The following is a 19,131-nucleotide window of genomic DNA, read 5'->3' on the forward strand; positions in this document are numbered from 1 at the left end:
CGCTCGGTACGCGGTGGTGGATGGTGCCGCCTGAGGGACTCGAACCCCCGACCAATAGTTTACAAAACTACTGCTCTACCATCTGAGCTAAGGCGGCACATTTACCCCTACGTATACCCCTGAAACGCGGTTTTGAAAAACATTGCGGCTTTCCAGCACCTTAGACGATTGATCCAGCGAATTACAAAACCGCTGCTCTACCAGCTGAGCTACAAGGGCATGGCGCTCCGGTAGCATATTCCATGCGCCAGTAAAGACAAAACTCCGTTCGCGACAGCTGATTGACCCGGCGAGGGCGGCCCCGCGCCATCCTGAAAACGGCAGGGCGGCTTCCTATATCAGGGCGAGATGCAATTACCTGGTTGAGGGTTTTCGCATGATCCGGCTCGTCATCATCTTCCCGCTTGTCGTGGTGGCCTGGCTTCTCGTGGTCAAGCTCGTCAGCGATTTGAAGAAAGCCAGCATCGACTGGACCGGCGTCACCACCATCATCGGCTTCATCGCGCTCGCCTTCTGGCTGCGCCATATCACCGGCATGGGATGAACCAGTGAGTAGGCAGTAGGGAATAGTGAGTAGGGAATGGCAGGTGGCCGCGTAGGCGACACTACTTCCTACTGACTATTTCCCACTTACTCAAAAAAGTTTCGAACCTTTTTCGCGGGCGCGACGACTGATGATCAAGAGGCGGATGGATCGCCTCTCCCACGCAACAGGAGATCATCATGTTCAAGCGCACCATTGTTTCCGGCCTCATCGCCACCTCCGTCGCCGCCGCCACGCTGGCCGGCACCGTTCAGCCCTCGGCCGCCCATGGCCATCACCACCACCGCGAGATCGGCATCGGCATTGCCGCCGGCGTCGGCGGGTTCGTACTCGGCAGCCTGCTCGCTCAGCAGCAGCAGCCGCAGCCTGTCTATGTCGACGAATATGGCGGCGGTTCCTCGCACGTCCGCCGCTGCCTCGCCCGCTACGCCAGCTACGACCCATACTCCGACACCTATGCCGGCTACGACGGCTATCGTCATTACTGCCAGCTCTGAGAGGAGGTGAACCGCCTCAGGCAACCGGAAGAAGGGGCTTCTCGGTGGCCCCTTCTTCTGCCGTCAGGGGGCTGGCCCTGCTGCGTTGACAGACTTTCAAGCGGAAACGGCTCCGCCGTCGGCGGTGTACAGCGATTTTCCGAGCGTCTAATCTCTCCCCAACGGCCAAACCGAGGAGGGACGCTTGGACGAACAGGACCCGAAGCAAGACTTGATCGAGCCCGTCTTTCGCAACGGCACGGTCACCACCGTCGGCATCCTGCTGGCGTTTTCGCTGGGCTTCATCACCCATTGGGCCGCCAATCCGATCCCTTGGCAAACGTACCATCTACTCGCCGTCGTGCCGATCCTGATCGGCATCGCGATGCAGATGCGGGCGCTGTCCTTGCTGCTCGACGTAAGTTCGCTGCAAAAGCCCATCTACGAGCGGGCGAACCGCATCTTCATCGCGGGCCTCATCTTCACCGCAAGCGGCGTCGGGCTGGCGATCCTGCTCGACTTCTTCGAGATTGCGGGCAAGAGCGCGCTGCCGAACGGCTAGCTACTGGCAGATGTCGCACCATTCGGCGCCGACCAGGCTCACCATGCGGTCGACGCCTATCCTGACGGCGGCATTGGTGGCGCCGGCCGCCGGCACGACCTCGTCAAAGGCCCGCAGCGACACATCGCAATAGACAGGCAGCGGCGAGGCGAGGCCGAAGGGGCAGACGCCGCCGACCGGATGCCCCGTGATCTCCGCCACCTGTTGGGCATCGAGCATGCGCGGCTTGCCGCCGAAGGCATCGCGCGATTTGCGGTTGTCGATGCGCGCGTCGCCGCGGGCGACCACCAGCAGCACCCGCTCGCCGACCCGCATGCAGATGGTCTTGGCGATCTGCCCCGGCTCGACGCCATGCGCCTCGGCGGCGAGCGCCACGGTCGCCGAACTTGTCGGCGTTTCGATCACCGCGATGTCGGGGGCATGCTCGGCGAAGAAGGCTTTGACGGACTTGAGGCTCATGCGTCTTCAGGCGGGAATGGATCGGATGCGCAGACTTCGACCGTTGCCGGACCGGTGTCAAGCCGGGCCAGAGTCAAGGCAAGCGCGTGGCGCTGACCTCGAACAGCGATGCCTCGGCAGCGCCTTGTGAAGAATGCCCGCCGATCATCCTGGTTATGTCGGTCGCCGCTTCGCGCACCAGCGGACCGATATCGGCCAGACGCTCCGGCGTCACCCGAACGGTGGGCCCGGACACCGAAACGCCGCCGATCGGCTCGCCGAACTCGTTGAAGATGGCGGCGGCCACGCAGCGCATTCCCGGGTGCCGCTCCTCGTCGTCGACCGACCAGCCGCGATGCTTGATCGCGACGAGATCACGGGCCAGCGCCGAAATGTCGGAAAGCGTCTTGTCGGTGAAGCGCTCCAGCCCGGCGCGACGCAGGATGGCAGCGACACGCTCGGGATCGAGATGCGCCAGCACCGCCTTGCCGATGCCGGAGGCATGGAAGGAGCTGCGCGTGCCCGGCCGGAAGAAGGCGCGGATCGCCTGGTGCGTCTCGACCTGGCTGACGAAGACGACGCAATCGTCCTCGGCGACGCCGAGATTGGCGGTCTCGCCGGTCTTCTCCATCAGTTCCTGCATGACGATGCGGGCGCGGTCGACCAGCTTGCGGCGGCGCAGGAACGCGGCGCCCATGCGGTAGGTCTCGACGCCGATCGACCACAGCTGGTCGGTGCCGTCGAACTCGACCATGCCGTGGTTCTCCAGCGTCGTCAGCATGCGGTAGGCGGTGGAGGCGGCAAGGCCGCTTTGCGCCGATATCTCGCTCAGCGACAGGCCGCTGCCTTCGGCGACGATGGCAAGGATGCGCAAGGCGCGGTCGAGCGACTGCACGGAGGCGGCTTCGGACGGGCCGTTGAAGGAGCGCGGACGGCCGCGCTGCCGCTTTTCGCTGGTTTCCATGGTGGGCATTCTCGCCGATTTCGCCGATTTAGCAATGAAAAAGTTTTTCATCGCTCCACGAGACTGAATTCTTGGAAAACGGAAAGCGTAGTGAAATCATATCGTAAAAGCTATTTTATAGAAATGAAAAAATATTCTGAAAAAATTGAAAAATAGCGGGCGTGCTGGCATGCTCAGCCAACCAACAAATTCGTGGAGGCTTGCAAATGGCCAGGATGCGCGCTGTCGACGCTGCCGTTCTCGTTCTCGAAAAGGAGGGCATTTCGTGCGCCTTCGGCGTGCCGGGCGCGGCGATCAACCCGCTTTATTCGGCGCTGAAGGCGAGGGGCACCATTCGCCACGTTCTCGCGCGCCATGTCGAAGGCGCCTCGCATATGGCCGAAGGCTATACGCGGGCCAAGGTCGGCAATATCGGCCTCTGCATCGGTACCTCCGGCCCGGCCGGCACCGACATGATCACCGGGCTCTATTCGGCGGCGGCCGATTCCATTCCGATCCTTTGCATAACTGGCCAAGCTCCCCGCGCGCGCCTCAACAAGGAGGATTTCCAGGCCGTCGACATCGCCGCGATCGCCTCGCCGGTCGCCAAATGGGCGGTCACCGTCATGGAACCCTATCTGGTGCCGATGGCGCTGCAGAAGGCCTTTCATCTGATGCGCTCGTCGCGGCCCGGCCCGGTCCTCATCGACCTGCCGGTCGATGTGCAGATGGCCGAGATTGAATTCGACATCGACGCCTACGAGCCGCTCGCCCCCTTCAAGCCGGCGATGACGCGCGCCCAGGCGGAGAAGGCGCTGACGATGCTCAATCAGGCGGAAAAGCCGTTGATCGTCGCCGGCGGCGGCATCATCAATGCCGACGCGTCGGACCTGCTGATCGAGTTCGCCGAGGTCACCGGCGTGCCGGTCATTCCGACGCTGATGGGCTGGGGCGCGATCCCTGATGACCATCGGCTGATGGCCGGCATGTGCGGGCTGCAGACCTCGCACCGCTACGGCAACGCCACCATGCTCGAGGCCGATTTCGTCTTCGGCATCGGCAATCGCTGGGCCAACCGCCACACCGGCTCCGTCGATGTCTACACGAAGGGCAAAAAGTTCATCCATGTCGATATCGAGCCCACCCAGATCGGTCGCGTCTTCGCGCCGGACCTCGGCGTCGTCTCGGATGCCGGCGCGGCGCTGAAGATGCTGCTCGACGTCGCCACCGAATGGCGGACGGCGGGCAAGCTGCGCGACTGGTCGGGCTGGGCGAAGGAATGCCAGCAGCGCAAGAAGACGATGAAGCGCAAGACGCATTTCGAGCAGGTGCCGCTGAAGCCGCAGCGCGTCTATGAGGAGATGAACAAGGCTTTCGGCCGCGATACCACCTATGTCACCACGATCGGCCTGTCGCAGATCGCCGGCGCGCAGTTCCTGCATGTCTACAAGCCGCGCAACTGGATCAATTGCGGCCAGGCAGGCCCGCTCGGCTGGACGCTGCCGGCCGCCCTCGGCGTGCGAGCGGCCGATCCGGACCGCGATATCGTCGCGCTCTCCGGCGACTACGATTTTCAGTTCATGATTGAGGAACTGGCGGTCGGAGCGCAGCACAGGCTGCCCTACATCCACGTCGTCGTGAACAACGCCTATCTCGGCCTGATCCGCCAGGCGCAGCGTGGCTTCTCGATGGACTATGAGGTCAGCCTCGCCTTCGAGAACGTCAACCGCGCCAACGACCCCGAGGCAGGCTACGGCGTCGACCATGTCGCGGTCGCCGAAGCGATGGGCTGCAAGGCGGTTAGGGTGCGTAAGCCGGAAGAGTTCGCCGGCGCCTTCAAGGAGGCGCAGCGCCTGATGAAGGAGCACCAGGTTCCGGTCGTTCTGGAATTCATCCTCGAGCGCATCACCAACATTTCCATGGGCACGGAAATCGACAAGATCACCGAGTTCGAGGAATTGGCCGAACGCAATGAGGATGCGCCGACGGCCATCATGATGTTGGATTGAGCCCGGCGGGGAGAAGGAGAAAAAGAATGCCGCGTTTTTCAGCCAATCTGTCGATGCTCTTTGGCGAGCACGAGTTCCTCGACCGCTTCGATGCCGCCGCCCGCGCCGGCTTCAAGGGCGTCGAATATATCGGCCCTTACGATCATGCGCCGGACGTCGTCGCCGCGCGCCTGAAGAAGAACGGGCTGACGCAGGTTCTGTTCAACTTGCCGCCGGGCGACTGGGCAAAGGGCGAGCGCGGCATAGCCGTGCTTCCCGATCGGGTACCGGAATTCCGGCAAGGGGTGGCCAAGGCCATCACCTATGCGCATGCGCTCGGCTGCGAGCAGATCAACTGCCTTGCCGGCATCGCCCCACAGGGAGCCGACCGAGCGGTGCTGGAGAACGTCTTTGCCGAGAATCTGGCTTTCGCGGCCGAGAAGCTGGAGCAGGCCGGCATCAGGCTTTTGATCGAGCCGATCAACACCCGGGACATTCCGGGCTTCTTCCTGAATTATTCCGACCAGGCGCTGGCGCTGATCGACCGCATAGGCTCGAAGAACCTGTTCCTGCAATACGACATCTACCACATGCAGATCATGGAGGGGGATCTCGCCCGTACCATCGAGGCAAACCTCGACCGTATCACGCATATCCAGCTTGCGGACAATCCCGGACGTCACGAGCCGGGGACGGGCGAGATCAACTATCCCTTCCTCTACGAGCACATCGACCGGCTCGGCTATGCCGGCTGGATTGGCGCCGAATACAAGCCGAAGGCCGGCACGGACGCAGGGCTGGGCTGGTTCAAGGCATTGGCCGGCCAGGGCAGCGCGGCCGCCTAAAGCCTTCCTTCTCCCCGTCACTATACGGGGAGAAGGTGCCGGCAGGCGGATGAAGGGCAGCGCCGTACCTTCGGCTAGTTGCAGTTACGAATTTCAGGAGCGAAACAATGGAAACCATCGGCTTTATTGGCCTCGGCATCATGGGCGCGCCGATGGCGGGGCATTTGCTGGATGCCGGCTACCCCGTCGTCGCCAGCGACCATCGCTCCAAACCGCCGGCTGACCTGATCGGCAAAGGGCTGAAGACCGTCACCGGCCATGCCGCCGTGGCGAAGGCGGCTGATGTCATCATCACGATGGTGCCGGACACGCCGCAGGTGGCCGACGTGCTGTTCGGCGAGAACGGCGTCGCCTCCGGCCTGTCCAAAGGCAAGCTCGTCATCGACATGAGCTCGATCTCGCCGATCGAGACCAAGACCTTCGCGAAAAAGATCAACGATCTCGGCTGCGACTATCTCGACGCGCCGGTATCGGGCGGCGAGGTCGGCGCCAAGGCTGCCTCGCTCACCATCATGGTCGGCGGCGAGGAACAAGCCTTCGAGCGCGCAAAGCCGGTGTTCGAGAAGATGGGCAAGAACATCACCCTCGTCGGCCCGAACGGCGTCGGCCAGACGACCAAGGTCGCCAACCAGATCGTCGTGGCGCTCACCATCGAGGCGGTCGGCGAAGCGCTTGTCTTCGCCTCGAAGGCGGGCGCCGATCCGGCCAAGGTTCGCCAAGCGCTGATGGGCGGGCTCGCCGCCTCGCGCATCCTCGAAGTGCATGGCGAGCGCATGATCAAGCGCACCTTCGCGCCGGGTTTTCGCATCGAGCTGCACCAGAAGGACCTCAACCTGGCGCTGGAGGGCGCCAAGGCGCTCGGTGTCTCGCTGCCCAACACCTCGACGACGCAGCAACTATTCAACTCATGCGCGGCCAATGGCGGGGCGAAGGAAGATCACTCGGCGCTGGTCAGGGCGCTGGAGCGGATGGCCAATTTCGAGGTCGGCGGCCAAGCAACCGAAGCCAAGGGCAAAGCAGCATAGGTCGGGAGAAGGCGGCGCAACGTTCCCAAGCTGCCAGCTCTTGCCTGCCAAGAACGGGTTCCTGCGTCAAACGCCGGAGCCCGTTTCTCATATTCCGCGCAACCACGAGATGAGCGTCGGCGCAAATCGCGATGTGGTTAGGGAAATTGCTGGTTGATGTCCGCCAGCTTGAACTTGTCGATTTCAGCCCCGATCCGCTCAAGCGCAAGAACAAGTGTGCCGTTCTCGAACGCCTGGCTGAGAGCTCCGTCAACCCACCTTTCATCGGCCAGGTTGCAGGCGACCCGATGATGGATCTCCGTGGCGTCCATGGAGGTCAAGTCTCCTGGACTTTTGGGCAGCCAGGTCTCCCAACAGGCATCGTCGAGAAATTTTTTGATATCGGCGGGATTTTCAAGCGTATGGACAAGCCGAAATATGTCTTCCATCAACACATGGTAGCGGTCGTTCGCCTCGTCGTAGAACTCCGATGGAGTGAGCGTTCGTAGAGTGCCGATTGTGCTCGCAAGAAACGCAAGCCATTCGCCCCGATCTGAGAACGTCTCGAACATCCAGGTCGCTCGTTCAATCCTCGGAAAGGAACTTTCGCGCCGCATAAAGGCTCACCGCCGCCGCGTTGGAAACGTTCAACGAGCGTATCGCACCCGGCATGTCGAGGCGGGCGAGCGCCGTCACCGTCTCGCGCGTCTTCTGACGCAGGCCTTTGCCTTCGGCGCCCAACACCAGCGCGATTTTGTCGCCGGCGAATGTTTTCTCCAACTCGGCCGGTCCGTCCGAATCGAGGCCGATGGTCTGGAAGCCGGCCTCATGCAACTGGCCGAGCGCGTCGGCGAGGTTCTTCACCTCAATCTGATCAATATGTTCCAGCGCGCCGGAGGCGGATTTCGCCAGCACGCCCGATTCCTGCGGGCTGTGGCGGGCCGTGGTGATCAGCGCGCCGGCGCCGAAGGCGACCGCGGAGCGCAGGATCGCGCCGACATTGTGCGGATCGGTGACCTGGTCGAGCACGAGCACCAACTGAGTGTCGCCAAGCGCGTCAAGGCGCTTCGGCTTCAGCGGCTCGGCCTCGATCAGCACGCCCTGATGCACGGCATCCGACCCGGTGATCCTGTCGATCTCCTTTGGCTCGACCAGCTCGGCCTTGAAGGGCAGGGCGGCGAGGTCGGCGATCGCCAGCCGCTCGGCGGCGTTGCGCGTCACCAGCATTTTCCTGATCTTGCGCCGTGAATTGTCGAGCGCGGCTCGCACCGTGTGCAGGCCATAGAGCCGCATCAGGCCGTCGCCGGGGGATTCGCCCGGCGGCAGCGGCTGGCGCGGCCGGAATGCGGGTGCGCCGCCGGCCTTCTGGTCGCGGTGGGCGCGACGCAGCTTGGCGTAGTGAGTGTCTTTGGGTGTTCCGGGCTTGTTGTCTTTGCTCATGGCGGGCTTCTATAGCCGTGTCGTCGGGCCATGGATACTGGCAGAAGCCGGCTTGCCGAGGATGCTGTCAAATTCAGCGCATTTTGCCGGGACGTGCGGTTGACACCCACCAGCCTTGCCGCCATAAGGCGCTTCGCTGATTTCGGAGAAGACTTCTACTCGGGCTCCGGATCGGCAAATGCCTCGTTGCATGGCTCCGGCGGCAGACTGGAGAGGTGCCCGAGTGGTTAAAGGGGACGGACTGTAAATCCGTTGGCTTAGCCTACGTTGGTTCGAATCCAACCCTCTCCACCACTGCCGGCCCGGAAGCCCTGAAACGAAAAAGTCTCGGACCGAAAAGCGCATGGCGCTTTTTGGGTGAATCCGGTACTTCAGTGTAAGGCGCGGGTATAGCTCAGTGGTAGAGCAGCAGCCTTCCAAGCTGAATATGCGGGTTCGATTCCCGCTACCCGCTCCAGATTTCCGGCATGAAAGGCACGCGGAAGTGCCGCCCAGAAATCCTGGGAGTCAAACGCTTGGCTGCCTGGCCTAGGCAACCGGTATCAGCCGGCGCCTTCTTTCGTCCAGCGACACGATGGCAAGGCCGCTGGCCACCACCAGCAGGATGCCGCAAACGGCGAGCGCGTTGGGAAACTGGCCGAACACCAGCAGGCCTGAGATGACCGCCCAGACGGTGAAGCAATAGTAGAACGGCGCCACCGCGCTCGTCGGTCCGACGCGATAGGCCATGAAGATGAAGAAATGGCCGAAGATCAGGAACAGTCCGGCGCCGGCGATGAGCAAGAGGTGGCGGGGCTCCGGCATGACCCAGCGCTCGGAAACGAGATGCGCGACGCCGGAGCCGACCAGCACGACTACGACGGCGGAAATGGCGACGATCATGCCCGGCACCTCGGCGCCGACCTTGCGGCCGGCAAGATCTCGTGCGGCCGACAGGACCGCGTTGCCGAGCGCCAGCAAGGCATAGACCGAAATCCCTTGCATCGTCGGCTGCGCCACCATCAGCGCGCCGATGAAGCCGACCCCGATCAGCGCCATGCGCGCGCCGCCGATACGCTCGCCGAACAGCACCGAGGCGCCGACCAGCATCAGCAGCGGCGTGATCTGCCCGAGCGCCGTTGAATCGGCGATCTGCATGTTGGCGAGCGCCACGACGTAGCAAAGGATCGCCGCCAGTTCGAGCAGGTTGCGGCGCAGAACCTTCCTTTCGAAGATCAAAGGGACCTGCCTGGCGTAGCCGAGCAGGACAAGCAGCGGGACTCCCCAGAGCGCCGCCGCGATGCCGCGCAGGAACAGCACCTCGTAGGGCGGCAGGCCGGTGGTGGCGAGCTTCATCATCGTATCGTTGACCAGATAGGACCCGGTCGAGACGACCATGAACAGCGGACCGCGGAGGTTTGTCGGGATGAACTGCATCGAGCGAGGAGATCAGACCCGTGCAGCGGCGGCAATGGGCCAGTCGCGGAGCCGGCTTCGCCCATTTCATTTTCCGCTGGACGTCCTATATGCATGCCACATCCCCCCGAAATCGGATCATGGGTTCTGACCGGGCGGGCGCGCTCAGCCACAAGGCACTTGTGTTTTTCAGCCGTTGTCGCTAATCGCCCCGCATTCGACTGAACTGAATGTCCAGGCCGTCCAAGGAAAGAGACTATGGCAAAAGGTAAATTCGAGCGCACCAAGCCGCATGTGAACATTGGCACGATCGGCCACGTCGATCATGGCAAGACGTCGCTGACGGCGGCGATCACGAAGTATTTTGGCGAATACAAGCGCTATGACCAGATCGACGCGGCACCCGAAGAGAAGGCGCGCGGCATCACGATCTCGACGGCGCACGTCGAATACGAGACGGCCAACCGCCACTATGCCCACGTCGACTGCCCCGGCCACGCCGACTATGTGAAGAACATGATCACCGGCGCGGCGCAGATGGACGGCGCGATCCTGGTCGTTTCGGCCGCCGACGGCCCGATGCCGCAGACGCGCGAGCACATCCTGCTCGCCCGCCAGGTCGGCGTGCCGTCGATCGTGGTGTTCCTGAACAAGGTCGACCAGGTCGACGACGCCGAGCTGCTTGAGCTGGTCGAGCTCGAGGTTCGCGAGCTCCTGACCAAGAACGAATTCCCCGGCGACGACATTCCGATCGTCAAGGGCTCGGCGCTGGCGGCGCTTGAGGACTCCAACAAGACCATCGGCGAGGACGCGATCCGCGAGCTGATGGCGCAGGTCGACGCCTACATCCCGACGCCGGTGCGTCCGCTGGACAAGCCGTTCCTGATGCCGATCGAGGACGTGTTCTCGATCTCGGGCCGCGGCACGGTTGTGACCGGCCGCGTCGAGCGCGGCGTGGTCAAGGTCGGCGAGGAACTGGAGATCGTCGGCATCCGTCCGACGACCAAGACGACCTGTACGGGCGTCGAGATGTTCCGCAAGCTGCTCGACCAGGGCCAGGCCGGCGACAACATCGGCGCGCTGCTGCGCGGCGTCGACCGTGAGGGCGTCGAGCGCGGCCAGGTTCTGGCCAAGCCGGGTTCGGTGAAGCCGCACAAGAAGTTCGTGGCCGAAGCCTACATCCTGACCAAGGACGAGGGCGGCCGCCACACGCCGTTCTTCACCAACTACCGTCCGCAGTTCTACTTCCGCACCACTGACGTGACCGGCATCGTGACGCTGCCGGCCGGCACCGAGATGGTGATGCCTGGCGACAACATCACGGTCGACGTCGAGCTGATCGTGCCGATCGCCATGGAAGAGAAGCTGCGCTTCGCCATCCGTGAAGGCGGCCGCACCGTCGGTGCCGGCATCGTCGTCACCATCAAAGAATAATCGATTCGGCATTCGCTGGTTCGATAAGAAAAGGGCGGTCTTCGGGCCGCCCTTTTTCGTTTTCGCCTGTGCGAATTGCTATAGTTTACCGAGCTGACTCAAGCCTGTTGCAAGCTTCGGCGCCGCAACTAGTATAGGTTGCATCAAGGGGCTTACGGACGTGGTTGCAGGGCGCCGTTCAACGGGACAGGCATGGTGGGCACTGGGGCTGGTCTGCCTGGTGCTGCTGCTTGCAATGGCCAATTGCAGCCTTGCTGCTGGCGCGAAAGAGTCCGATCGCGGTCCGCCGATGCGCTTCGTCGTCGTGCGCAGCAACGCAGTAGGGTGCGAACCCAACTGTCCCGAGTGGATTTCGGCGGAAGGCACGATCGAAGCTGGCACGCCGGCGCTGCTCAAGCGCATGCTCAAGCGGCTTGGCGGGCGAAAACTGCCGATCGTGGTGGATTCTCCCGGCGGCAATGTCGACGCGGCGCTGACGCTCGGCCGGCTGATCCGCAGGAGCGGGCTGGATATCGCCGTCGGTAAGACCTGGTTCGACGGCTGCATGCCGGACGACAAGGATTGCACGGCCAACAAAGGCAGCGACGCCGGCTATTTCGGCGAACCTTATGCCAGCGGCGCCATCTGCAATTCCGCCTGTCCGCTGATGTTTGCCGGCGGCGTACGCCGCGTCGTCGGCGAATGGGCCTATCTCGGCGTGCACCAGATCACCACGACCTACATCAGGACGAAACTGCTCTACCGAACCACATACAAGGTGGTGAACGGCAAGAAGAAGGTCATCAGCACGAAGGTCGTCAGCCGCAAGAATGCCGGCAGCTACAAGACCTACGAGATGAGCAAGGCGGTGGAGAAGAGGCTGGCCGCCTATTTCCGGGACATGGGCGTTGGCGAGGACGTGCTCACAACGATGAAGAACACGCCGGCCAGCGATATCCATCAGCTGGCCCTCGAAACCATGCTGCGGATGGGTCTCGTCACCAGCATGGATTCGGTCGACCTCCTCACCGCCGCCGCCATCTGCAAGGCGAGGCCGGAGCCGGCAAATTGCCGTGAGATACCAGCGAACAAGGATGCGGCGCCGGCCGCCGCCGTGGCCGCCGAGGTCAAGCCTGCACCCGCCACTGCGGCCAGGCAGGAGATCGTCAAGCGCGACGAGGACATGCGCTTCGTCGTGGTTCGCGGCAGCAATCCGCTCTGCAATCCGGATTGCCCCGAATGGATCTCGGCCGAAGGCACGATCACAGCTTACACGCCGGAGCGGCTGCGTGACATGCTCGACAGCATTGGCCGGCGCAGGCTGCCCTTGGTGATCAACTCGCCGGGCGGCGACGTGCTGGGAGCGCTCGCGGCTGGCCGGCTGATCCGCGAGCACAAACTCGACGTCGCCATTGCTCGGACCGATTTCGTCGGCTGTGATTTGACAGCGCGGGATTGCGCGGCCGACAGCGAAGCTCGCGCCGGGCTTACCGTGGATGCCGAAGGCGTATGCAATTCAGCCTGCGCGATCATGCTTGCCGGCGGTGTCCGGCGGCTTGTCGGCCCGCGGGCGCGGCTCAGCGTGCATTCGCTGGGGATGGAGAAGCAGGTCAGGACCTACCTCGAAGACATGGCGATCGGCAGCGACCTTTTCGCGGCGATGCAGTCGGTGCTCTATTCCAGCCATCGCCAACTCGAGCCGGAGATGATGCTGAAGGTCGGGCTGACGACTGGACCGCAATCGGTCGACGCGCTGACCGGCGCCACCATCTGCGCCGCGACGCCGAAGCCCGAGAACTGCCGCGTGGCGCCGTCGCCCAATGCCCAGGCCGAGGCGCCCGCCAAACTCTAGAGAGTGAAACCCCAAGCGACCGGCAGCCACCACAGGCCGCCACTCATCAAAGGTCGAAATCGTGATCGTTAGGGGGGACCTTCTCGGTCGGGCGTCTGAAAATGTCCACCTTGATAGGCTGTTCGAAAACCAGCTTCCCCTCTGCATCACTTTGAGCGGCGGCCTCGATCGCCATGACGATTGACCGATGCCTCTGTTTGACCACATCCCCTCGCGTTGGATCAACGGCTACGATGCGCTCAAGGAACTGGTCCGGCGTGTCGAATTTTTCGCTGCGTGTGTAGGTTAAGGTTCGCACGCGACGGATGCTGCCGCCAGCATCGGCCGCGTCCATTGCTGTCTGCGCCGCCGCCCGAACGAGCGTTTCGTCCTCGACCAGACGCAGCGCTTCAAAGAAGTTTCCGCTGGCTGTCGGCTCGATCACGATCAGCATTCCGTCAGGCGTGAGGACACGCATTGCTTCGATCAGAGCCGCAAACATGCCGGATTGCGGCACATGGTGCAGGGTATTCACCATCAGGACACGATCAAAGGATGACGGCTCAAATGGCAAGCTCTCTGCCACGGCTATTGTGAAGCTGGCCGATGGTACGGTAGCGGCGGCGGCTTTGACTGCCTGGTGCTCAGGGTCGATTCCCGAAACAATCGCGCCTGCAGCGCAGAGCTGCTTGGCCAGTCCGCCGCTACCACAGCCGACGTCGAGTATCCGGAGGCCGTCAATCGCGCCAAGCGACCGGATCACCGCCAAAGGATTGTCTATCGACTGCATGACTTGTGTCCCTTCAAAGTCGCAGCAGGTGAAAATCACACAGCGCAAGAAAATCTGGAAGACCGCAGTTGGTCATGGCGTGAATTAGGCAAGGAACTGACGGATGCAACGAGTCGAACTCGGTCGCTCAGAGTGATTGGTTTTGGCTCTGGAGGCGAACTGGCCATCGAGGCAGGTTGAGCCGTCTTCGATCTTTCCGCTATCGTCCGCGGCAAGCGACAGGCGAGGATCGATGATGAACGAGGATATTCCGACACTGTTCGAGTGGGCCGGCGGCGCCGAGGCGCTCAGCCGCCTGACGCAGACCTTCTACGACAAGGTGGCGCGCGATCCGATCGTCGGCCCGGTGTTCAGGCACATGTCGCCGGACCATCCCGCCCATGTCGCGGCCTTTATCGGCGAGGTGTTCGGCGGACCGAAGACTTACAGCGAAAAGCATGGCGGCCACCGCGAGATGGTGATGCATCATCTCGGCAAGCACCTGAGCGAGGAACAGCGGCGGCGCTGGATCAACCTTCTCGCCGACGCCGCCGACGAGGTCGGCCTGCCCGACGACCCCGAATTCCGCTCCGCCTTCATGGGCTATGTCGAATGGGGATCGCGGCTGGCGAAGATGAATTCCAATCTCGGCGAGACGTGCGATCCGAAAACGGAGCCGATGCCCGCCTGGGGCTGGGGCGTGCCCGGCGGACCCTACAAGCCGCCGGCGGGAAAATCGTAGCAGTGGAGCCTCGAAGCACGCTCGTTCGATGGCGGCAATGGCAGGGCCCTGGCATCGAACACCTTATCCTGAGGCAGGACTCCGGTGGGATATCGGCCGAGTCCGTGGCGATCTCGGCCGACCATGCGCCGTTCGCGGTCCACTACCGCATTTCATGCGACCCCGACTGGCGCGCCAGGGAGGTCGAGGTCGGCATCGTCGGCGGCGGGCGCTTCCGGCTCGAGACGGACGGCATCGGCAACTGGTCGAAGGACGGCGTTGCGATCCCGGACCTGACCGGGGCGCTCGACCCCGATCTCACCGTCACGCCCTTCACCAACACGCTGCCGATCCAGCGGCTGGGGCTGAAGCCTGGCGAAAGCGCCGAGATTGCCGCAGCCTTCATCGAACTCCCGGAACTGACCATCGTCAAAAGCCCGCAGCGCTACACATGTCTCGATGAGGACAGACGCTATCTCTATGAGTCACTCAGGAGTGGCTTCCGGCGGGAAATCGAGGTTGATCGGGAGGGGCTGGTCGTTACCTATCCGGATTTCTGGCAAAGGATATGAATCGACCGCAGACCACTCTTTACAGAGCGCCCGGAAGCTTTTAGGAAGCGCCTGCGCCGAAACGCGTATGTACGGGCATAGCTCAGTTGGTAGAGCGGCGGTCTCCAAAACCGCAGGTCGTAGGTTCGAGCCCTGCTGCCCGTGCCATTTTTCCCGAAATGGCCGATTTCAATATCGTCGATAGCCCACCTGGTCCTTGAAAACCCATGGGTGGCTTGCCATTTGGTGGGAACTGGGGCATAAGGCGCCCATAGCCGGGACGGAACGACTGGATGGTTCCGAGGCGGCGTTTGGCCATAAAGCGGACACTTGCCACTTGCGTGGATCAAGAATCGGTTTTATGTAGACAGAACAGACACGCGACGCGTGGAGCTGGGAAGCCGGCTTTACGCGTCCGATTTGCATGGGCGAAATGGATGCGCTGATTCGGCGCCGCCATGAAGTCCGAGCGGCATGTCCCGGCCTGCGGGATCATCCAGGAGACCCGGCCAACGGGTCTTGAAGACAGAGCGGCATATGGCTTCGAAAACCACAAACCCTTTCACCTTTCTCCAGCAGGTTCGCGCGGAGACCGCCAAGGTGACCTGGCCGTCGCGACGCGAAACGATGATCTCGACGGTGATGGTCCTGGTGTTCGCGGTCATCGCGATGATCTTTTTCTTCACCGCCGACATAGCCATGGGCTACGCGATCGAGTGGATTCTGGGGCTGGGACGCTAAGTCCGGCGATTACGGAGAAGTCGTGAAATGACTGCGCGGTGGTACATCGTCCACGCCTATTCGAACTTTGAGAAGAAGGTCGCCGAGGACATCGAGAACAAGGCCAAGCAGAAGGGCCTATCCGGTGACATCGAGCAGATCGTGGTGCCGACAGAGAAGGTTGTGGAGATACGCCGTGGCCGCAAGGTCGATGCCGAGCGCAAGTTCTTCCCAGGCTATGTGCTGCTCAAGGCCAACCTGACCGATGCAGTGTTCTCGCTGGTCAAGAACACGCCGAAGGTGACGGGCTTCCTGGGCGACTCCAAGCCCGTGCCGATCACCGAGACCGAGGCGCAGCGCATCCTGAACCAGGTGCAGGAAGGCGTCGAGCGGCCGAAGCCCTCGGTCACTTTCGAGATCGGCGAGGCGATCCGCGTCTCGGACGGCCCGTTCGCGTCGTTCAACGGTTTCGTCCAGGAAGTGGACGAGGAGCGGGCGCGGCTCAAGGTGGAAGTTTCGATCTTCGGGCGCGCTGTGCCCGTCGATCTCGAATTCGGACAGGTCGAAAAGGGCTGATCCGAATACCCGCGCCGAAAGGCGTCGGGATGCCCTGCGCCGCTACGGCTCAGGGAAGGTGGCGCGAAGATCGCGCGGCCATGAACGGGTGGGAGGCGAACGCGACTTTAGCCGGCCGCGGGAACCGCACCACCAGACTGCAACCGCCGGTGCTTCCCTGACAGTGGGACCGGCATGAGAAAAGGCAGGAATAGAGATGGCTAAGAAAGTTGCAGGCCAGCTCAAGCTCCAGGTTGCCGCGGGCTCGGCTACGCCGTCGCCCCCGATCGGCCCGGCGCTTGGTCAGCGCGGCATCAACATCATGGAGTTCTGCAAGGCGTTCAACGCGCAGACCCAGGAGCTGGAAAAGGGGTCGCCGATCCCGGTCGTCATCACCTACTACCAGGACAAGTCGTTCACCTTCGTCATGAAGACGCCGCCGGTGAGCTACTTCCTGAAGAAGGCCGCCAACCTGAAGTCGGGCTCGAAGGAGCCGGGCAAGGTCAAGGCCGGCACGATCAGCCGCGACAAGGTGCGCGCGATCGCCGAGCAGAAGATGAAGGACCTGAACGCAAACGACGTCGAAGCGGCCATGCGCATGGTCGAGGGCTCTGCCCGCTCGATGGGTCTGGAAGTGGTGGGCTGAAGATCATGGCAAAGATTGCAAAGCGTATCGCCAAGACCCGCGAAGGCATCGATCCGAACAAGTCCTACGCGCTCTCTGAGGCGCTGAAGCTGCTCAAGGAGCGGTCCTCGGTGAAATTCGACGAGACCATCGAAGTCGCGATGAATCTCGGCGTCGACCCGCGCCATGCCGACCAGATGGTCCGCGGCGTGGTCAATCTGCCGAACGGCACCGGCCGCTCGGTGCGTGTGGCCGTGTTCGCGCGCGGCGACAAGGCTGAGGAAGCCAAGGCCGCCGGCGCCGATATCGTTGGCGCCGAGGATCTGGTCGACATCGTCCAGAAGGGCACGATCGATTTCGATCGCTGCATCGCGACGCCGGATATGATGCCGCTGGTCGGCCGTCTCGGTAAGGTGCTCGGCCCGCGCGGCATGATGCCGAACCCGAAGGTCGGCACGGTGACCACCGATGTCGCCGCTGCCGTCAAGGCCTCGAAGGGCGGCGCCGTGGAGTTCCGCGTCGAGAAGGCCGGTATCGTCCATGCCGGCGTCGGCAAGATTTCGTTCGACGTCAAGGCGCTGGAAGAGAATGTGCGCGCCTTCGCCGATGCGGTGAACAAGGCCAAGCCGTCCGGCGCCAAGGGCAACTACGTCAAGAAGGTGTCGGTCACCTCGACGATGGGGCCCGGCCTCAAGCTCGACATCGCGACGCTCGCCGCGTCCTGATACGAACTGTTCTGATCGGCCGCTAACAGGCTGATCCGCAAAGAATTCCGGGCCTCCGATCCGTCGGCGGCCCGGTACCCCGGAGGCCGAAAGGCTTCCGGATATCCTGTCCGAGATTGCAGGCGGCCCAACAGCCTTAATTCATGTGGGCCTGCATGAGACGGGTGAAGACCCGACAAAGGAGCGAGAAGCTCCAATGAAAGGTTCGAACCGTGTTTGCCTTTTGTCTGCGCACCATTCGGCCTGCCGATTGGTGTGGCGAAAGGGGCAGGATCCTCGAGCGTCGTTCGGGAGATCCGTTACTGGATGGCCCGGCCGGCAAAAGGCAACCCGACGCCTGTCATCGTGAATGGGAATGTTCCCATTGATGGGGCAGGGGTCAACTGGAGATAGGCAGTGGACAGAGCGGAAAAACGCGAACTCGTCACGGGCCTGAATGATGCGTTTTCGAACGCGGGTTCAGTTGTCGTGGCCCACTACGCTGGTATCACCGTCGCGCAAATGAACGACCTTCGGTCGAAGATGCGCGCCGCCGGTGGCACCGTCAAAGTCGCGAAGAACCGTCTCGCCAAAATCGCTCTTCAGGGCACGGACTCCGCATCGATCATCGACCTGTTCAAGGGACAGACGCTGGTCGCTTATTCGGAGGATCCGATTGCGGCGCCGAAGGTCGCGTCCGACTTCGCCAAGGGAAATGACAAGCTCGTCATTCTCGGCGGCGCAATGGGCACCACCTCGCTCAACGCCGACGGTGTGAAGGCACTCGCCACACTGCCGTCGCTCGACGAGCTGCGCGCCAAGCTGGTTGGCATGATCGCCACGCCGGCAACCCGGATCGCCCAGATCGTCAATGCACCCGCGGCTTCGGTCGCGCGCGTCATCGGCGCTTACGCCCGGAAGGACGAGGCGGCATGAGGCCGTTCCTCGCTATCACAAACACACGTTCGAACCTTACGAAGGAATATGCAAATGGCTGATCTCGCAAAGATCGTAGACGACCTTTCGAAGCTGACCGTCCTCGAGGCGGCTGAGCTGTCGAAGCTCCTGGAAGAGAAGTGGGGCGTTTCGGCTGCCGCTCCGGTAGCGGTTGCCGCTGCTGGCGGCGCTGGTGCCGCTGCCGCCGCTCCGGCCGAAGAGAAGACGGAATTCGACGTCGTTCTCGCCGACGCCGGCGCCCAGAAGATCAACGTCATCAAGGAAGTCCGCGCCATCACCGGCCTTGGCCTCAAGGAAGCCAAGGACCTGGTCGAAGCGGCTCCGAAGCCGGTCAAGGAAGGCGTTTCCAAGGCCGATGCCGACAAGTTCAAGGCGCAGCTGGAAGCAGCCGGCGCCAAGGTTGAGCTGAAGTAAGCTTTGGTTGAGGCGGGCGGCCTCGCGCCGCCCGCCACTCCCTTGACGTCAAGGGAGCCAAAGAGCGCGAGACGTACGGAAACCTCTTTCCTGAGGGCCGCGGAACGGCCTTCAGGAAACGGGTTTTCTCCCGTTTTAACCGGCCGCCGACTGGCGGCGGGAAAACAGATCAGGGGCTGCCGCCGAGGCGGCCCGGAATGCAAGGCGAGCCGCGGCGAGGTTCGCCCCGAGAATCG

The 19,131-nt window shown here is 62.8% G+C and carries 22 protein-coding genes and 4 tRNA genes; 19 read left to right on the forward strand and 7 right to left on the reverse strand.

Annotated features, from left to right (window positions below; translation table 11 throughout):
* Positions 1 to 21 precede the first annotated feature (21 nt).
* Positions 22 to 97 (reverse strand) — tRNA-Thr (locus tag EJ073_RS03140).
* Positions 98 to 376: 279 nt separating this feature from the next.
* On the opposite strand from EJ073_RS03140, the gene EJ073_RS03145 reads away from it, so the two are divergent.
* From EJ073_RS03145 to EJ073_RS03155, 3 genes are all read left to right on the forward strand, one after another.
* The gene (locus EJ073_RS03145; protein WP_126054408.1) at positions 377 to 544 is read left to right on the forward strand and encodes a hypothetical protein; all 168 of its coding nucleotides are present in this window, start codon (positions 377 to 379) and stop codon (positions 542 to 544) included.
* A gap of 179 nt (positions 545 to 723) precedes the next feature.
* A complete protein-coding gene (locus EJ073_RS03150) occupies positions 724 to 1,041 on the forward strand; it encodes a BA14K family protein (RefSeq protein ID WP_126054409.1) in 318 nt (105 codons plus the stop codon).
* Positions 1,042 to 1,225: 184 nt separating this feature from the next.
* The gene (locus EJ073_RS03155; protein ID WP_126054410.1) at positions 1,226 to 1,582 is read left to right on the forward strand and encodes a hypothetical protein; all 357 of its coding nucleotides are present in this window, start codon (positions 1,226 to 1,228) and stop codon (positions 1,580 to 1,582) included.
* Here EJ073_RS03155 and EJ073_RS03160 read toward each other — a convergent pair whose 3' ends face one another.
* A complete protein-coding gene (locus EJ073_RS03160) occupies positions 1,583 to 2,041 on the reverse strand; it encodes a YbaK/EbsC family protein (RefSeq protein WP_126054411.1) in 459 nt (152 codons plus the stop codon).
* 73 nt (positions 2,042 to 2,114) lie between these two features.
* Positions 2,115 to 2,984, reverse strand: coding sequence for an HTH-type transcriptional regulator BhcR (gene bhcR / locus EJ073_RS03165; RefSeq protein WP_126054412.1), 870 nt, complete (start codon positions 2,982 to 2,984; stop codon positions 2,115 to 2,117).
* Positions 2,985 to 3,190: 206 nt separating this feature from the next.
* On the opposite strand from bhcR, the gene gcl reads away from it, so the two are divergent.
* The 3 genes from gcl (at position 3,191) to EJ073_RS03180 (ending at position 6,821) form a co-directional block, all read left to right on the forward strand.
* Positions 3,191 to 4,972, forward strand: a complete 1,782-nt coding sequence (gcl, locus tag EJ073_RS03170; protein ID WP_126054413.1) for a glyoxylate carboligase — start codon at positions 3,191 to 3,193, stop codon at positions 4,970 to 4,972.
* A gap of 26 nt (positions 4,973 to 4,998) precedes the next feature.
* Positions 4,999 to 5,796 carry a 2-oxo-tetronate isomerase gene (otnI, locus tag EJ073_RS03175; protein ID WP_126054414.1) on the forward strand — a complete coding sequence of 266 codons (798 nt, stop codon included), beginning with the start codon at positions 4,999 to 5,001 and terminating at the stop codon, positions 5,794 to 5,796.
* A 107-nt stretch (positions 5,797 to 5,903) separates the two neighbouring features.
* Positions 5,904 to 6,821, forward strand: coding sequence for a 2-hydroxy-3-oxopropionate reductase (locus EJ073_RS03180; RefSeq protein ID WP_126054415.1), 918 nt, complete (start codon positions 5,904 to 5,906; stop codon positions 6,819 to 6,821).
* Positions 6,822 to 6,958: 137 nt separating this feature from the next.
* On the opposite strand, the gene EJ073_RS03185 is transcribed toward EJ073_RS03180, so the two are convergent.
* Both EJ073_RS03185 and EJ073_RS03190 read right to left on the reverse strand, forming a co-directional pair.
* Positions 6,959 to 7,372 (reverse strand): hypothetical protein, encoded by a 414-nt coding sequence (locus EJ073_RS03185; RefSeq protein WP_126054416.1) that lies wholly within the window; start codon positions 7,370 to 7,372, stop codon positions 6,959 to 6,961.
* A 13-nt stretch (positions 7,373 to 7,385) separates the two neighbouring features.
* Positions 7,386 to 8,240, reverse strand: a complete 855-nt coding sequence (locus tag EJ073_RS03190) for an RNA methyltransferase (protein ID WP_126054417.1) — start codon at positions 8,238 to 8,240, stop codon at positions 7,386 to 7,388.
* Between the two features lie 209 nt (positions 8,241 to 8,449).
* Here EJ073_RS03190 and EJ073_RS03195 point away from each other — a divergent pair.
* Together EJ073_RS03195 and EJ073_RS03200 are read left to right on the forward strand one after the other, a co-directional pair.
* A tRNA-Tyr gene (locus EJ073_RS03195) sits at positions 8,450 to 8,534 on the forward strand.
* An 89-nt stretch (positions 8,535 to 8,623) separates the two neighbouring features.
* Positions 8,624 to 8,697, forward strand: a tRNA-Gly gene (locus EJ073_RS03200).
* Positions 8,698 to 8,768: 71 nt separating this feature from the next.
* Here the strand turns inward: EJ073_RS03200 and EJ073_RS03205 are convergent.
* Complete coding sequence (locus EJ073_RS03205; RefSeq protein ID WP_126054418.1) at positions 8,769 to 9,656, reverse strand: DMT family transporter; 888 nt, start codon at positions 9,654 to 9,656, stop codon at positions 8,769 to 8,771.
* 237 nt (positions 9,657 to 9,893) lie between these two features.
* Between EJ073_RS03205 and tuf the strand changes: the two genes are divergently transcribed.
* Together tuf and EJ073_RS03215 are read left to right on the forward strand one after the other, a co-directional pair.
* On the forward strand, positions 9,894 to 11,069 hold the full coding sequence (gene tuf / locus EJ073_RS03210; protein ID WP_095805843.1) for an elongation factor Tu: 1,176 nt from the start codon (positions 9,894 to 9,896) through the stop codon (positions 11,067 to 11,069).
* Between the two features lie 235 nt (positions 11,070 to 11,304).
* Positions 11,305 to 12,900 carry a hypothetical protein gene (locus tag EJ073_RS03215; protein WP_245455667.1) on the forward strand — a complete coding sequence of 532 codons (1,596 nt, stop codon included), beginning with the start codon at positions 11,305 to 11,307 and terminating at the stop codon, positions 12,898 to 12,900.
* Between the two features lie 46 nt (positions 12,901 to 12,946).
* On the opposite strand, the gene EJ073_RS03220 is transcribed toward EJ073_RS03215, so the two are convergent.
* The gene (locus EJ073_RS03220) at positions 12,947 to 13,669 is read right to left on the reverse strand and encodes a class I SAM-dependent methyltransferase (RefSeq protein ID WP_126054420.1); all 723 of its coding nucleotides are present in this window, start codon (positions 13,667 to 13,669) and stop codon (positions 12,947 to 12,949) included.
* 235 nt (positions 13,670 to 13,904) lie between these two features.
* Here EJ073_RS03220 and EJ073_RS03225 point away from each other — a divergent pair, with 235 nt between their 5' ends.
* The 9 genes from EJ073_RS03225 to rplL all read left to right on the forward strand — a co-directional run bounded on the left by EJ073_RS03225 (position 13,905) and on the right by rplL (position 18,895).
* Positions 13,905 to 14,390: a group II truncated hemoglobin gene (locus EJ073_RS03225; RefSeq protein WP_126059064.1), complete on the forward strand. Its 486-nt coding sequence runs from the start codon at positions 13,905 to 13,907 to the stop codon at positions 14,388 to 14,390.
* A 2-nt stretch (positions 14,391 to 14,392) separates the two neighbouring features.
* Positions 14,393 to 14,941 (forward strand): putative glycolipid-binding domain-containing protein, encoded by a 549-nt coding sequence (locus EJ073_RS03230; protein WP_126054421.1) that lies wholly within the window; start codon positions 14,393 to 14,395, stop codon positions 14,939 to 14,941.
* Positions 14,942 to 15,012: 71 nt separating this feature from the next.
* Positions 15,013 to 15,088: transfer RNA gene (locus EJ073_RS03235), tRNA-Trp, on the forward strand.
* A gap of 369 nt (positions 15,089 to 15,457) precedes the next feature.
* Positions 15,458 to 15,661: a preprotein translocase subunit SecE gene (gene secE / locus EJ073_RS03240; RefSeq protein WP_126054422.1), complete on the forward strand. Its 204-nt coding sequence runs from the start codon at positions 15,458 to 15,460 to the stop codon at positions 15,659 to 15,661.
* 27 nt (positions 15,662 to 15,688) lie between these two features.
* A complete protein-coding gene (gene nusG, locus EJ073_RS03245) occupies positions 15,689 to 16,216 on the forward strand; it encodes a transcription termination/antitermination protein NusG (protein ID WP_126054423.1) in 528 nt (175 codons plus the stop codon).
* Positions 16,217 to 16,412: 196 nt separating this feature from the next.
* On the forward strand, positions 16,413 to 16,841 hold the full coding sequence (gene rplK / locus EJ073_RS03250) for a 50S ribosomal protein L11 (RefSeq protein WP_095765524.1): 429 nt from the start codon (positions 16,413 to 16,415) through the stop codon (positions 16,839 to 16,841).
* A gap of 5 nt (positions 16,842 to 16,846) precedes the next feature.
* On the forward strand, positions 16,847 to 17,545 hold the full coding sequence (rplA, locus tag EJ073_RS03255; protein ID WP_126054424.1) for a 50S ribosomal protein L1: 699 nt from the start codon (positions 16,847 to 16,849) through the stop codon (positions 17,543 to 17,545).
* 396 nt (positions 17,546 to 17,941) lie between these two features.
* Entirely contained in the window at positions 17,942 to 18,460 is a 519-nt protein-coding gene (rplJ, locus tag EJ073_RS03260; protein ID WP_126054425.1) for a 50S ribosomal protein L10, read from the forward strand.
* A 54-nt stretch (positions 18,461 to 18,514) separates the two neighbouring features.
* Positions 18,515 to 18,895, forward strand: coding sequence for a 50S ribosomal protein L7/L12 (gene rplL, locus EJ073_RS03265; protein WP_059189560.1), 381 nt, complete (start codon positions 18,515 to 18,517; stop codon positions 18,893 to 18,895).
* The last annotated feature ends 236 nt before the right edge of the window (positions 18,896 to 19,131 follow it).

The sequence above is a fragment of the Mesorhizobium sp. M4B.F.Ca.ET.058.02.1.1 genome, from assembly GCF_003952505.1.
In the GTDB taxonomy this organism is placed as follows: Bacteria; Pseudomonadota; Alphaproteobacteria; order Rhizobiales; family Rhizobiaceae; genus Mesorhizobium.

Excerpts from the sequence above, each read along its gene's own strand:
- EJ073_RS03145 (WP_126054408.1), top strand. The coding sequence starts at position 377 with ATGATCCGGCTCGTCATCATCTTCCCGCTTGTCGTGGTGGCCTGGCTT.
- EJ073_RS03150 (WP_126054409.1), top strand. The coding sequence starts at position 724 with ATGTTCAAGCGCACCATTGTTTCCGGCCTCATCGCCACCTCCGTCGCC.
- EJ073_RS03160 (WP_126054411.1), bottom strand. The coding sequence starts at position 2,041 with ATGAGCCTCAAGTCCGTCAAAGCCTTCTTCGCCGAGCATGCCCCCGAC.
- bhcR (WP_126054412.1), bottom strand. The coding sequence starts at position 2,984 with ATGGAAACCAGCGAAAAGCGGCAGCGCGGCCGTCCGCGCTCCTTCAAC.
- gcl (WP_126054413.1), top strand. The coding sequence starts at position 3,191 with ATGGCCAGGATGCGCGCTGTCGACGCTGCCGTTCTCGTTCTCGAAAAG.
- otnI (WP_126054414.1), top strand. The coding sequence starts at position 4,999 with ATGCCGCGTTTTTCAGCCAATCTGTCGATGCTCTTTGGCGAGCACGAG.
- EJ073_RS03180 (WP_126054415.1), top strand. The coding sequence starts at position 5,904 with ATGGAAACCATCGGCTTTATTGGCCTCGGCATCATGGGCGCGCCGATG.
- EJ073_RS03185 (WP_126054416.1), bottom strand. The coding sequence starts at position 7,372 with ATGTTCGAGACGTTCTCAGATCGGGGCGAATGGCTTGCGTTTCTTGCG.
- EJ073_RS03190 (WP_126054417.1), bottom strand. The coding sequence starts at position 8,240 with ATGAGCAAAGACAACAAGCCCGGAACACCCAAAGACACTCACTACGCC.
- EJ073_RS03205 (WP_126054418.1), bottom strand. The coding sequence starts at position 9,656 with ATGCAGTTCATCCCGACAAACCTCCGCGGTCCGCTGTTCATGGTCGTC.
- tuf (WP_095805843.1), top strand. The coding sequence starts at position 9,894 with ATGGCAAAAGGTAAATTCGAGCGCACCAAGCCGCATGTGAACATTGGC.
- EJ073_RS03215 (WP_245455667.1), top strand. The coding sequence starts at position 11,305 with ATGGCCAATTGCAGCCTTGCTGCTGGCGCGAAAGAGTCCGATCGCGGT.
- EJ073_RS03220 (WP_126054420.1), bottom strand. The coding sequence starts at position 13,669 with ATGCAGTCGATAGACAATCCTTTGGCGGTGATCCGGTCGCTTGGCGCG.
- EJ073_RS03225 (WP_126059064.1), top strand. The coding sequence starts at position 13,905 with ATGAACGAGGATATTCCGACACTGTTCGAGTGGGCCGGCGGCGCCGAG.
- secE (WP_126054422.1), top strand. The coding sequence starts at position 15,458 with ATGGCTTCGAAAACCACAAACCCTTTCACCTTTCTCCAGCAGGTTCGC.
- nusG (WP_126054423.1), top strand. The coding sequence starts at position 15,689 with ATGACTGCGCGGTGGTACATCGTCCACGCCTATTCGAACTTTGAGAAG.
- rplK (WP_095765524.1), top strand. The coding sequence starts at position 16,413 with ATGGCTAAGAAAGTTGCAGGCCAGCTCAAGCTCCAGGTTGCCGCGGGC.
- rplA (WP_126054424.1), top strand. The coding sequence starts at position 16,847 with ATGGCAAAGATTGCAAAGCGTATCGCCAAGACCCGCGAAGGCATCGAT.
- rplL (WP_059189560.1), top strand. The coding sequence starts at position 18,515 with ATGGCTGATCTCGCAAAGATCGTAGACGACCTTTCGAAGCTGACCGTC.